At 47.6% G+C, this 13,675-nt stretch carries 10 protein-coding genes and 1 riboswitch; of the genes, 7 read left to right on the top strand and 3 right to left on the bottom strand.

Going from position 1 to position 13,675, the window contains the following annotated elements:
- Positions 1–16: 16 nt before the first annotated feature.
- Together ACDJ59_RS22425 and ACDJ59_RS22420 are read right to left on the bottom strand one after the other, a co-directional pair.
- Positions 17–1,531 carry a spore germination protein gene (locus ACDJ59_RS22425; RefSeq protein WP_413405905.1) on the bottom strand — a complete coding sequence of 505 codons (1,515 nt, stop codon included), beginning with the start codon at positions 1,529–1,531 and terminating at the stop codon, positions 17–19.
- A gap of 133 nt (positions 1,532–1,664) precedes the next feature.
- Positions 1,665–2,312 carry a DedA family protein gene (locus tag ACDJ59_RS22420; protein ID WP_413405903.1) on the bottom strand — a complete coding sequence of 216 codons (648 nt, stop codon included), beginning with the start codon at positions 2,310–2,312 and terminating at the stop codon, positions 1,665–1,667.
- A gap of 240 nt (positions 2,313–2,552) precedes the next feature.
- Here ACDJ59_RS22420 and ACDJ59_RS22415 point away from each other — a divergent pair, with 240 nt between their 5' ends.
- From ACDJ59_RS22415 to ACDJ59_RS22400, 4 genes are all read left to right on the top strand, one after another.
- Positions 2,553–3,854, top strand: coding sequence for a polysaccharide deacetylase family protein (locus ACDJ59_RS22415; RefSeq protein ID WP_413405901.1), 1,302 nt, complete (start codon positions 2,553–2,555; stop codon positions 3,852–3,854).
- Between the two features lie 102 nt (positions 3,855–3,956).
- The gene (locus ACDJ59_RS22410; RefSeq protein WP_076217185.1) at positions 3,957–4,946 is read left to right on the top strand and encodes an AAA family ATPase; all 990 of its coding nucleotides are present in this window, start codon (positions 3,957–3,959) and stop codon (positions 4,944–4,946) included.
- The gene (locus tag ACDJ59_RS22405; protein WP_413405899.1) at positions 4,943–6,208 is read left to right on the top strand and encodes a DUF58 domain-containing protein; all 1,266 of its coding nucleotides are present in this window, start codon (positions 4,943–4,945) and stop codon (positions 6,206–6,208) included. Before ACDJ59_RS22410 ends, ACDJ59_RS22405 begins: the two co-directional genes overlap by 4 nt.
- Positions 6,195–8,558, top strand: coding sequence for a transglutaminase-like domain-containing protein (locus ACDJ59_RS22400; RefSeq protein WP_413405896.1), 2,364 nt, complete (start codon positions 6,195–6,197; stop codon positions 8,556–8,558). The genes ACDJ59_RS22405 and ACDJ59_RS22400 overlap by 14 nt, the downstream gene beginning before the upstream one ends.
- 10 nt (positions 8,559–8,568) lie before the next feature.
- Here the strand turns inward: ACDJ59_RS22400 and ACDJ59_RS22395 are convergent, their stop codons facing one another.
- Complete coding sequence (locus ACDJ59_RS22395; protein ID WP_413405894.1) at positions 8,569–8,721, bottom strand: hypothetical protein; 153 nt, start codon at positions 8,719–8,721, stop codon at positions 8,569–8,571.
- A gap of 226 nt (positions 8,722–8,947) precedes the next feature.
- Between ACDJ59_RS22395 and guaA the strand changes: the two genes are divergently transcribed.
- The 3 genes from guaA to ACDJ59_RS22380 all read left to right on the top strand — a co-directional run bounded on the left by guaA (position 8,948) and on the right by ACDJ59_RS22380 (position 13,033).
- Positions 8,948–10,486, top strand: coding sequence for a glutamine-hydrolyzing GMP synthase (guaA, locus tag ACDJ59_RS22390; RefSeq protein WP_062837579.1), 1,539 nt, complete (start codon positions 8,948–8,950; stop codon positions 10,484–10,486).
- Positions 10,487–10,731: 245 nt separating this feature from the next.
- Entirely contained in the window at positions 10,732–10,983 is a 252-nt protein-coding gene (locus ACDJ59_RS22385) for a hypothetical protein (protein ID WP_047841442.1), read from the top strand.
- Positions 10,984–11,385: 402 nt separating this feature from the next.
- A riboswitch (purine riboswitch) is annotated at positions 11,386–11,485 on the top strand.
- 171 nt (positions 11,486–11,656) lie between these two features.
- Complete coding sequence (locus ACDJ59_RS22380) at positions 11,657–13,033, top strand: NCS2 family permease (protein ID WP_047841443.1); 1,377 nt, start codon at positions 11,657–11,659, stop codon at positions 13,031–13,033.
- The last annotated feature ends 642 nt before the right edge of the window (positions 13,034–13,675 follow it).

Genomic DNA, 13,675 nt, shown 5'->3' with positions numbered 1-13,675 from the left:
TGTTCTCCTTACCGAATTAACGCTTCATTTTTTTGCTGGCTTGTCGGATTTTGTTCGGGGTACCCGTAGAGAATGGACGTGTTTTCATATGGGACCAGGGCACACGAAACAGCGTATCTTTCAGATCTTTCTGAATTAGAGGTGCAAAGGGAGACATATACGGTACACCAAAAGAACGCAAGCTGCACAGGTGTGTAACTGTAATGAGCAGAACAATTAGAATACCGTAGAATCCAAAAGCTGCCGCGAGTATCATCAATACAAATCGCAAAATTCGGACAGAGATAGAAAGTCCATTCTCTGGAATGACATAACTGGATATGGCCGTTATGGAAACGATAATAACCATTGCAGCGGAGACAACTCCTGCATCTACGGCGGCTTGGCCAATCACCAGTGTTCCGACAATGGAAACGGCCTGACCGACCGTTTTCGGAATACGTATACCTGCTTCTCGCAAAATTTCATAGGTCAGTTCCATCAGTATGGCTTCAATGAATGCGGGAAAAGGAACGCCTTCACGTTGAGCTGCCAGACTAATGAGCATATTGGTGGGCAACATCTCCTGGTGAAAGGTGGTAATGGCAATATAGAAGGATGGAGCTAGTAAAGCGATAAAAAAGGACAGATAACGAATCAAGCGAATCAATGTGCTGATATCGGCCCGTTGATAGTAATCCTCCGGCGATTGGAAGAAATGCACGAACAAGGCTGGAACCAGCAGCACAAAAGGCGTACCGTCCACGATGATGGCTACTCTACCCTCAAGCAAAGCAGCACAAACTGTATCTGGACGTTCACTATTGTAAACCGTGGGGAATAACGTTCTGGTTTCGTCTTGTACAAGTTCCTCGATGTACCCGCTCTCCAGAATCCCGTCAATATCGATCTCATCAAGCCTTCGCCTTAGTTCCTCTACCACTTCCGGATCAACGGTATGCTTCAGATATAAGACCGCAACCCTTGTTTTGGTGATACGTCCAATCTCCTTTTCTTCGATCCAGAGATGAGGGTCACGAATCCGTTTGCGAATCAAGGATGTATTTGTACGCAAATTTTCATTAAATCCCTCCATAGGACCGCGAACAACGGTCTGTGAGATGGGTTCACCAACAGCACGGTCCTCCCACCCAGCTGCGGCAATTTTCAATCCTCGTGCACAGCCTTCGAGTAGCAGGATGGCCGAACCGGACAGGAGAGCATTAAGTACATCTTCCATGTTATCCACAAATGTTACATTGCTCGCAGCCAGAATGTCATTCTGGAGGTAGCTCAGATGCTCATCATCTGCAGAGAATTCCGGAAGTTCATGTGTCTTTAACAGGGATTCCAGGATGGAATGATTCAGAATCTGCACATCCACTAATCCATCAATGTACAACATAACTGCAGGCCATTTATGTAAACACTGGAGAGGGCGCATCATCAAGTCGTTGCTGTTCCCCATCACTTGCTTGCAGTATTCCATATTTTCGCTTAGATCCGGAGAGATTTGCCTCTGATCTTGGCGTTCCGGCGACGTTTCACTCATGCCTTCACCTCCCTATACACCCTATATTTTCAAGTTAGTATGACCTGGATGAATTCGGATTATCACAAAAAAAAGGAGCTGCGATTATTCGCAACTCCTTGCTTGCTTATTATAGATGGACTTTTGTCCGAATTTACTTTTGTCTTTGTCGAACAGGGGCTGGTTTGGATACGGTGGATCTTGCTGTCCATGCTTTGCGGTAACGATAGAGCACGGCTACGATGAGCAATAGGCCGATTCCTCCCACGATATATGCTGCATATTGATGAGCCAGATGGAATACGGCGTTCCACTGAGGGCCAAATATTTTGCCAATACCCAGAAACAATACAACCCAGAACAGTGCGCCTGAATAGGCGTAGAGAACGAATTTGCGAAAGGGAACAGCGGCTATGCCCGCAAAATATCCGGTGAAATGCCTTACACCCGGAATGAAATAACCGATGAAGATTAAGGCATTACCATACTTGGCGAACCACTTTTGCGTTTTATCGAGCTTGTCCTGCTTCAGCAGAAACCATTTTCCGTATCGTGTTATAAAGGGCAGTCCTGCTTTGGCTCCAATAAAATAAGTGATGGTCATGCCAATCGTTGTTCCCAGAAAAGCCAGTATGGTGAGGATTCCGAAGTCGAGATGCCCCTTGTAGGAGAGAAACCCTGCGTAAGCCATCGTTGTTTCACCAGGAAAGGGAAGTGCGATGAATTCAAGCAACAAGCCAAAAAACAATACGCTGTATCCGTAGGACCCAAACAGATGTTGGATCTTCTCAAGCAATTCCAATAGATTTCACTCTCCTGAATACGGGGTGGGAGCATGAATACTCTCCAAGGTGTTTTAATGTGTTTTGCCTGTTCATTATGCTACCTAATCTGAAGCGAAGAATCAATCAGGCTATATAGCAAATTGTGAAAAAATATTAAACAAAATCACGTCTTTTTTCAATGTAGTCTCCATATAATTCTAACAAATCTGCTGAAGTCTATCAGCAAATTACTAGAGACGGTGGAGGTCGATTCGTAAATGGTACAGAGACCGGAATTCATAATCAAGGAAATAGGGGGAAACTCTGCAACAACCATACATACGTTTTTATCTGGACAATGGTATGTCATTCTCGTGCGGATTGCGATATTGTTATGTGCATTTGCTGTATATGCAGGCACGGCTTATGCATCTTCTGCTTCCGGCTCAGGTGATCCGATCTCGGAAGATAAGAATACTCAAGACAAGGTAGTTTATCTGAGTTTTGACGATGGACCGGGTAACCATACCCGTGAAGTATTGGATATTTTGCGTAAAGAGAAGGTTTTGGCTACATTTTTTGTGCTGGGTGAGCAGGCAGAGCGTTATCCCGAGTTAATCCGGGGGCTTGTGGAGGATGGACATGCTTTGGGCAATCATACGTTTAATCATCAATACGAACAGCTGTACAGTGATTTTAAAGTGTTCTGGAAACAGATCAAGCAAACAGAGGAAGTGCTGGAGCGTATAACCGGTTTCCGTCCGAATCTGGTGCGAGCACCAGGCGGTACATATGGACACTTTGACCAGAGTTATTTTGATTTGCTCCAACTGGGTGGGTACACCGTCATGGACTGGAACGTCGATAGTGGAGATTCCAAGCGTAAGGGTGTTCCGGCCAAAGAGATCCTCAGCAATTCGACTAAAGTACCTGCGGGAGCACGTTCGGTCATTGTCCTGATGCATGACGGTGGTGCACATGCTGAAACGGTAAAAGCACTTCCGGGTATTATCAAATATTATCGTGATCATGGATATCGTTTTGACACCATAAAGAGTACGGATCAACCAGTTCAATTCCGTGTACATCCAGATGGTAAGTATAAGGCCCGCAAGGTGCCAGGAAAGGCCTGGATCGCAGAGCATGTAGAAGCGAACGCGACGTTATGGCTTGCAAACAAGAAGCTGAAGGTAGAGGTGGGCTTGGCTGCAGCTACCTTGCAACCGGGCGAGTTCCGCATGGAGGGGAAGCGAATCATGGTGCCATTGCGTACTTTCATGAAAAAATTCGGGGGCAGCACTCGCTGGGACTCTGAAACAAGGACGGCCATAGCAGTATGGAAGGAAAGAACGATTCATGCAGACAGTGTGAGTGGAACACTGACAACAACCGGGGCAATTGAAACGGGAGCAGTACAGAGTCAAGGTGGAACCATCTGGGTTCCGTTACGTGAGCTACTGGAGCAGATGGGGTTGAGGGTGAATTCCTTAACCAGTAATGAAGCAGAGTGGACGGTAAAGGCGGGCACTTCCAGATCCATTTCGGCAATGAACAACATATTTAAGTATAAAATGATCTGAAGAAAGTCATTCTTGCAGGACTATTCTCTCTACTTCCGGGCAACACTGAATCATAGATTACTATGGTTCAGGAATGCTGATGAACGGAAGGAGATCAGAGAAATGTCTTATATCCGAATGGAACATGAACATGCTGTTGAATTGTTAAACAGGGTCATGAAGCGTGTTGAGAGTGTGATTATTGGCAAAAAAACAGAGATTCGTTATGTCCTCACTGCAATGCTCAGTGGGGGGCATGTACTTCTGGAAGATGTGCCGGGTACCGGGAAAACGATGCTGGTTCGTGCCGTTGCTTCTGCACTGGACTGCTCCATGGGCCGGATTCAATTCACGTCCGATGTCATGCCGGCAGATGTTACGGGCACTTCAATCTATCATCCACATACAGCTGAATTCAAGTTTCGGCCCGGGCCTGTCATGTCCAACGTTGTCCTGGCTGATGAAATAAATCGCGCATCACCACGCACTCAGTCTGCCCTGCTGGAGGCAATGGAGGAACGACGTATTACCGTTGATGGCACTACCTATGCCTTGCCACGCCCGTTCTTTCTGCTGGCGACACAGAATCCGTTACAGTTCGAGGGTACGTACCGTCTGCCTGAAGCGCAGCTGGATCGATTTATCATGAGAATTGGACTGGGTTATCCCGATCCGGAACAGGAATTGGAATTGTTAACCCGCATGCAAGGTAGAGAAGCGCTTGATGAACTTCGCCCTGTTCTGCTTGCTGAAGAGGTCGTAGCCATGCAGCGTGAAGTCAAACAGGTACATGTTGATCCGGTCGTCAAACAGTATCTGGTGGCCGTTGCTGTAGCCTCTCGCAGCCTTCCGGCGGTCAGATTGGGCATCAGTCCGCGTGGAACACTGGCCTGGATGGCTGCGGCGCAGTCATTTGCCTATCTTCAAGGGCGCAGTTATGTCATTCCGGATGATGTGAAAGAGGTAGCTGTGCCTGTCCTTTCCCACCGTATTCAATTGAAGGCCCAGAACAGAGCGGAGGTTTGGGGGCAAGTACAAGTCATTGAAGAAGCATTGTCATCGGTCCCGGTACCTGTACAGATGGCATCGCAGGGAAGGGGACGGAGGCAATGACTGCGTTGGGACAACGGATTGTGAGTGCTGTCTTGGTGGTGGCTTTTGCTTCCTTGTATCAGTGGCATGGGGGCAAAGCGGCGTTGTTTCTATCCGTTATAGCTTTCTTGATGTTCACAGGAGGTCTGCTTCTTCATTGTTTCGGACCACGGCGTATTCACATCCGTCGGAAAATACACACGAACCGGATTGAGGCAGGAGAGCAGGTACGGGTTCTAGTCGAACTGGAATTCAATTGCCGTATTCCATTGTTATGGATCGTTCTGTGTGAGAACACACCTGCAGGTGTTCATCGCAAATTGATTTTCCCGGGAACACGGCGACAATTTTCCTATCAATATGAATGTTCCGGGTTACGCAGAGGAGTTTACAGATGGGATACGGGCAGATTGTACTGGGGTGATATGTTTGGCTGGAATACCCTCTCCGCAGAGACCGCGGGAGGTACCCCCTTGATTGTTGTTCCTCAAGCAACAGCTTGGGGGAAGGGTGATTCGGTAGAATTCGCAGCGATGATCGAAGGGACTCTGTCAGAGCGAAGAAATAGCCAGGGTAACCGTAGCCCTGAGTTCCGTGAATATCAGCAGGGTGACCCACTGGGACGAGTTCATTGGAAAAGTACAGCCAAAACGGGAAAACTTCAGACCTTTCTGCCTGATACCACGGATCTGGCTTCGCTCGGCATCCTTGTGTATGAAGGCGCGTCGGGTTATGACGTAAAACAACGGGAGAACATGGATGCACCTGCTTTTGAACAAGTGGTTCGTGCAGCTGCCCGCTGGATTCATACCGCTGAACGGGATGACATTCCTTATCATCTGTGGATGGAAGGCGGCGATAAGAACTATGATGCACAAGATCAATGGAAACATGGGCCGTTCCATGCAGATGATGAGAATCATGGACTGGACAAGTTAGCGGGGGCACGAATATCCAAAGCACAATCAGGCTCTGTTTCGCTTCGAACGGAGATGCTGGATGGACTAACGAGCGGGTCGCGAATTGTGGTTCTCACAGGTAAGATGGATCAGGTTCTGGCCGAATGGATCATAACTGCAATCGGGTCGGGTTATCGTGTAGAGGTGCAATTGACTGAAGCAAACCAGGACCAATTAGGATCAACGGATAGATTGATGAATGGATTGGGATATGACAGCTTAAGCTTGGAGCGGCTTCGTCACAGCGGGGTGCCGATCCATGCGGTTACAGACGCTGCGTTATCTTCATTGGGAAAGGTGGAGGTAACGGATGTGGGAGCGTAAAGGTAACCAGCAACCAAATTCCACTGTGGCCAACTTAGAGTCAACGGACCGTACGAGAATGGAATCGGCCTATTCCGTCTATAAAGCTGTGAACCAGAATTCTGTGACGGACATAAAGGATGAGGGATATGTTAGCGTACCTGTCCTGTACAAAATTTTTATTTCGGCCATTTTACTTATACTGTCTCTGGAGTGGATATATCCGGTTACATCATCAGATCAGCAGGGCAGTGAACGGTTCTTGTCCGTAATGGCGGGATTAACGGGAGCATTGTTGCTCGCAGGGTTAATTCGTACAGGGTGGCTCACCGGAGTGCTGATCCGATTATTCATTGCACTCGTTGCTTTATGTCTGATGTACGGAGGAAGTGATCCTGTCCGTTGGGCGGTCGCTTATCCGGGAATATTTTCAGCGGATATGGACACGTTTATAAATAACTTGCGATTTCACTCGATTAGTACAGAAACGAGAGGTTTGTTCATGATGTGCGGCTGGAGCATGCTCATGGCTTCTGTGCAATCCCTCGTATTGTTACGTCGAAGCGTTATGCTGTTTGGCAGTGCAACGCTGCTTTATTTGCTTTTGCTTGAATCCTTTGCGGGGCTGGATGTGTATGCTTCTGTAATACGGTCTGTCCTATGGACTTTTCTTATTCAGGCTCTGCTCCAGCTATTACGTCTCAATGGAGGAGTCACTACTCCGAGTTATCGCGGCAGCCCCTATGGCCGTTGGAGTGCAGTAACTATCGTTGTTTCCGCAGGTATGGTGCTTCTCTCCGCGTTACCTGGCCAGTTTACTTCCATTCCTCAACCGGAACGCATATCTTTGGAGCAGATGGGTGAACGCCTAGCTCGCTGGGCAGGTTATACACAGCACAGTAGTATCCCTGCTGCAACGGCAGTCACGGGATATAGCACAGCTGACGCGCCTATGGGAGCACCGTTAGTGCAGGGCAACTCCATCTTTTTTATAGCGAAGAGTCCAAAAGTGACGTATTGGCGAGGGGAGACCCGTTCATATTATAACGGTAGTACTTGGAGTGATCCGGGGCAAAGCTTCGAAACGGCAAGCCCATCCGGAATGCTGCGTGCTGATGGTTGGGAGAATCCAACCTATTGGAGTCGCATTCGCCAAACCGTCACGATGCAGAGAGAGTGGAAAGGACCAAATCCTCTCTTTACCGGGGGCATACCGGTCAACGTATCGTTCCAGGATAAGAACAAGGATAATCAGGAAAATATGTTTTCTTTGCTGTCTAATCACGATTCGGCAACTTTGTGGCTCGCAGGCTCCGGAAAAGATAAGATGGTTAAAAATTATTCAGCAGACGTCATGGTTCCTGTCGCAACAGCTGAACAGTTACGTCTGCTTGAGGAAACGAATAAAGGGAAAGATCCGGCAGCCATTCGGAGGACCTATCTGCAATTGCCTGCATCACTCCCCGGTCGAGTGCAGACGCTTGCCAAGGAAATCATTCAAGGCAGTGAGACCCGGTATGACGCTGTGCAAGCTGTAAAGACTTATCTGGCTGCTCATGCCGAGTATACGTTGGATACCCGTATGCCACCGCGAGGAACAGATTTTGTGGACGATTTTCTATTCGTCACCCGGCAGGGGTATTGCAATCATTTCTCCACAGCCATGATTGTGTTGCTGCGTGCAGAGGGCATCCCCGCACGCTGGGTTAAAGGCTTTGGGCCTGGAGTAGCTGACCCAGATGTACCCGGTCAGTACCTAATATCCCAAGGAGATGCACATTCCTGGGTAGAGGTGTATTTTCCGGGTGCAGGCTGGATGCCGTTCGAGGCCACGCCAGGCTTCACCATGGCGCAAGGCGCGGGCGAAGGTGTCGCAGCGCTCGCCGGGCCGCAGCCTGTTGCGGAGAATCCGCCGTATATGAGCGGCGGAGTGGGTTACGCGGGCGCATGGCTGCTCGCCCGCGCACGGGCCATTGCCGCGGAGCCCTGGCTCGCGGCAGCCCTTGTGGCAGCGGCCCTGCTGGGCGCCGCTGCTCTGGTCCGCATGCGGCGGCTACGCCCCGCGCTGCGGATCAGGCTGCTGCTGGCGTGGCCACGCAGCAGCTTTCCGGACCGCGAGCGGCTGCTGGGTGCCGCCGCTCCGGTCTGGGCCGCGCTCGCGCGCCGGTACGGTCCGCGGCCGCCGGGTATGACGCTGCGTGAATATGCAGCATCACCTGCTTTGGCCGCAGGCGCGGACGGCGCGGACATCGCGCGGTTTGCAGCCGACTGGGAACGGCTGCTGTATGGGCCAGACCGTCCGCTGCGCGCGGACAGTCTGAACTTCCTGCGCCGGGCACTTCGTTTGGCCCGGCGGTTGCAGGCGTTGTAACACAAGGATGTTACAACGATACACCAAAGATGCGAAGCAGCTGCCATACAATCGCTATCGCTTTCCAATAGAGCTCGGCCACTTGTGGGTAGCTTGTGGGCAGATGAAGATCACCATTGGCTGGCGCACTGTTTTTAAACGCAGCGTTTGGTTTACGCTGCATGCTATACATAAGACGCCTTTCGCGCTGCGCTGCGAACGAGGCGTCTTTCCACGATCATACACTTGAACCAACATCTTGCTGCCAAGCTTTTCTATCCGAAATTTCATATTTAGAGGCATTTGGTAATCCTGTTTTGATATGTCGAAAAAAGGAGTTTCGCCTTTCCTTGACGGTATGTTTTGTCGTTGCGTATAATTAGTTTCATTGAATTGAGGGAGGCACGGTTATGAATAAGCAGAATGAGATTGTGGTTGTCCTTGACTTTGGGGGCCAATACAACCAGTTAATCGCCAGAAGAATCCGGGATCTTGGCGTATACAGCGAGCTTTTGCCGTATAACACACCGGCGGAAAAGATCGCAGAAATGGCACCAAAAGGAATCGTATTTTCAGGTGGGCCGTCCAGCGTATACGCTGAGAATGCTCCACACGTGGACCCAGGTGTCTATGACCTTGGCTTGCCAATCTTCGGTATCTGCTACGGAATGCAGCTTATGGCCCAACAGCTCGAAGGTAAAGTAGAACGTTCCGAGAAGCGTGAGTACGGTAAAGCCGACCTTGAGTTTGCTGCTGGATCTACACTGGCAAAAGGCATTGAAGGCGAACATACGGTATGGATGAGTCACGGTGACCACGTGGTTACACTTCCTCCAGGTTTCAAACTGGATGCAGGCACGGAAAGTGCGCCAATCGCTGCCATGAGTGACGATGAGCGCAAATTGTATGCTGTTCAGTTCCACCCTGAGGTACGTCACTCTGTTCGCGGTAACGACATGATTCGTAACTTCCTGTTCGAAATCTGTGGTTGCGAGGGCAACTGGACGATGGAGACATTCATTGATGACACGATCAAAGACATTCGTGAAAAAGTGGGCGACAGTAAAGTACTGTGTGCGCTTAGCGGCGGTGTAGATTCTTCCGTTGTAGCTGCATTGCTTCACAAAGCCATTGGTGATCAACTGACATGTATGTTTATCGACCACGGTCTGCTGCGTAAAGGCGAAGCAGAAAGTGTAATGGAGACGTTTGTCGGCAAATTCGACATGAAAGTTGTCAAAATTGATGCACAAGAGCGCTTCATGTCCAAACTGGCTGGCGTGGATGATCCAGAACAAAAACGTAAAATCATCGGTAACGAGTTTATTTACGTATTTGACGAAGAGTCCAAGCAGTTCGATGATTTTGCATTCCTGGCGCAAGGTACACTCTACACGGACATCGTAGAAAGTGGTACAGCGACTGCACAGACCATCAAATCCCACCACAACGTGGGCGGTCTGCCTGAGGACATGAACTTCAAACTGATCGAGCCACTGAGCACATTGTTTAAGGATGAAGTACGTAAAGTTGGTACCGAGTGTGGCCTGCCGGACGAAATTGTACACCGTCAACCATTCCCTGGTCCGGGTCTTGCGATCCGTGTTCTTGGTGAGGTTACTGAAGAGAAACTCACCATCGTTCGTGATTCAGACTACATCCTGCGTGAAGAGATTGCCAAAGCAGGTCTCGACCGCGAAATCTGGCAGTACTTCACAGCCCTGCCGAACATGAAGAGTGTCGGCGTCATGGGTGATGCGCGTACGTATTCCTACACTGTAGGTATCCGTGCTGTAACATCCATCGACGGTATGACTGCGGACTGGGCACGTATCCCTTGGGATGTGCTGGAGAAAATCTCCGTACGGATCGTTAACGAAGTTGATAACGTAAACCGTATCGTCTATGACGTAACTTCCAAACCACCTGCAACAATCGAGTGGGAGTAGGGTATAGACTCTTAACAATAGATTATAAAAAATGCTCTTTTATCTGCGGTATTTCGCAAATAAAAGGGCGTTTTTTTATTAAGAAGAATATTGTGATCAAATTTTTGTAGGGCTACTTTTTTTACAAGTAATAAACTTTCAAAATTAATCCCATTTTAAAGTTGACTTCATGATCCTTTCAGGTCGGGCCTGTACAATAAGTACATACTAAGAGCTATATGGCTACTGAAAGGAGAATTGAATGTATGCGTAAAACCGACTATATGAGCAAATGGAAGATGGGCATTGGAAGTGCGTTTCTGATGGTGATGCTGGCAGGATGCGGTTCAGGTATGCAAGATCTGGCTTCCGGTTCGGGGGACTTTCCATTTGTGAATTTAGAGGCAGCGGATGCTTCTTCCGATCAGTCCAGTAACCAGGAGTTATCCTCTGACTCAACAACAAACACAAATCAGGAACAACAAGAGATACAGGATGCTCCGCAGACAGAGATATAATTAACATAGGACTGATCCGGTAAAAAAGAGCTCCGGAACATGTCGTAAATTGCTCCATATACCTAATGAGTATAAGTCTTTGGAATATGAGATATCGTTATTCCTAGATCATCATTCACCTGATTGCTAAAACGCATCAGAAACATAAGCTAGCCTAATTAGAGCGCTTCTCGCCCTCTAATCAGGCTAGCTTTTTATGTTATCCTGCGGAACTTTCAGTCTGAAAGAATGGACATATCCCATTGAGATTACACCGAAAAAAGCGTATTCAATTGGGTTGTAAACCGCTGAACTGGTTCAATCTGTTAAATAATACGAACGATATTCTAAAAGCGTGATATTAATATTCGTTTTTCTCATTGACAAAAACATACTGCCCTCCTAAAATAGTGATGGGAAACAAACAAATAGCGCATACTTATTCGTATAATCCTGGGGATTGGCCCGGGAGTCTCTACGAGATCACCCTAATGATCTGGCTACGAAGAGGAGAAGGCTAAGCACATGAATTCTACATGATTGCGGGGACATCACGCACATTAGAATTTTTTTTGTTCTTAGTAAAGGCATCATGCCACTCCTTGTCAGCTGAACCCTGGGTGAAGAATCTTCATCAGGGTCATTTGTCGTTTTTCAATATGGCTTCAACATCTCTAAGGGGGAGTTAGTAATTATGGATCGTTTCTTTAAATTAAAAGAAAACGGAACAAACGTTAGAACGGAGATTGTTGCGGGTCTCACTACGTTTATGACAATGGCTTACATTCTTTTTGTAAATACGTTGTTCTTGGGACAAGCCGGTGCGGGGATGTCGGATAATGCAGTATTCTTTGCAACAGCCGTCGGCGCCGGATTAATGACTATTATTATGGGATTGTTCGTGAATATTCCGATCGCACTTGCACCAGGTATGGGGCTGAATGCGTACTTCATGACTGTCGTTCTAAGTTCGAATGGAGCGATTACTTGGCAAGCAGCTCTCGGAGCGGTATTCCTTTCCGGTATCGTGTTCATTATTTTGACCGTGACGAAGATTCGTCAAATGCTGCTTGTTGCAGTTCCGCAGTCAATCAAAATGGCCATTACGGTTGGTATCGGTCTCTTTATTACCATTATTGGTTTCAAACTTGCTAATCTCGTGGCTGTAACAGTTAATGTTGCACCAGACGCAGATCTGAGTCAGCCGATTCCGGGTAGCAGTTTTAACTTGTCATTGGGCAACTTTGTAACACATCACGATGCGTTGCTGGCCCTGATTGGTTTGCTCCTTATTGCTATTCTGATGGTTATGCGCGTCAAAGGCGCTCTGCTGATCGGGATCGTAGCAACAACGCTGATTGGTATTCCGATGGGCGTTACGAATCTGAGTGGTCTTTCAGGCGCAAGCTGGTTGCCTAACTTCAGTGATCTGGCGGTTGGACAGCTGGATTTGAAAGGTGCCATCAGTCTCGGATTGTTCGAGATCATCTTCATCTTCACCTTCGTTGAATTGTTCGACACGTTTGGTACGATGGTAGGTACTGCAACACGTATGGGGATTATGAAGGATAAGAAAAAAGGCGAGAAAACGATCGGTAAAGCGATGCTCGTCGATGCAGTTGGTGTCAGCGCAGGTGCTGCACTAGGTACAAGTACCATTACGGCATACGTTGAAAGTGCTTCAGGTGTTGAGGCAGGTGGACGTACAGGACTGACTTCGGTAACGACAGGTTTGTTGTTCATTTTGGCCCTGTTTATCGCACCGCTTGCGCTTGTTGTTCCATCCGCTGCGACAGCTCCGGCATTGATCATCGTGGGTGTACTTATGATGAGTCAAGTGCGCAGCATTGAGTGGGATGATTTCCTGCAAGCTTTCCCTGCATTCCTTACCATTGTATTGATGCCTTTCACAGGTGGAATCGCAAACGGGATCTCCGCAGGTATCGTATCTTATGTGATTCTGGCGGTGTTCAGTAACTTGGTTACAGAGCGTAAAGTGAAAATTCACTGGCTTATGTGGATCTTGGCGCTCATCGTAGTCTGCCGATACGTATTTATTGGCGGGGAATAAGCGTACGTTAGGTTTAATGAAGAATACGGAGATAAGTTTGTTACCTTATATATGAAAGAAGCGGAAGCCACGGGATTTAAACCCGGAGCTTTCGCTTCTTTTTTATTTTCCTTTCTTGAGTAAAATGAATCTCAAAAATGTTTTCCTTCTATATAGAAGGAATGAGTAGAATGATTTATGATTTGTTGGTTGTTTATCTAATGAAATCATCGGTTAATAAGTTCTATAACGTGATGAGTATGTACTGTATAAAACATGAGTTTTTCTAAAAGTTGGATTAAGGATCATATAAAAAACTTATTGCGTTTGTAAGTTAATTACTCCGATCATTAAAGTTAGTGCGCAGATGTATCATTTAGCCGGCTATAAGGAGATACTTGTTAAAAGGTCTACAGGGTGCTCATTTTATAAGAATTTAATGTTTATCTAAAAAAGACTTGCGTTCCATAACTGTACATGGTATATTCTATTTCCGGCCAAAAAACACGAGATACACGGTGCGGCAAGCGATTGACTCGAAAGAGACTTGAAAAAAAGAGCTTGCAAAGTTGGTTCGGACATGATATTATATAAGAGTTGCTGAAGAGAACAACATTCGGTAACGAAATAAGTTTGATCTTTGAAAACTGAACAACGAGTGAG

Source organism: Paenibacillus amylolyticus, from assembly GCF_047302515.1.
GTDB classification, from domain to species: Bacteria; Bacillota; Bacilli; order Paenibacillales; family Paenibacillaceae; genus Paenibacillus; species Paenibacillus amylolyticus_G.
The sequence above is the reverse complement of the archived record's forward strand: the minus strand, read 5'-3'. Positions and strand labels throughout refer to the sequence as shown.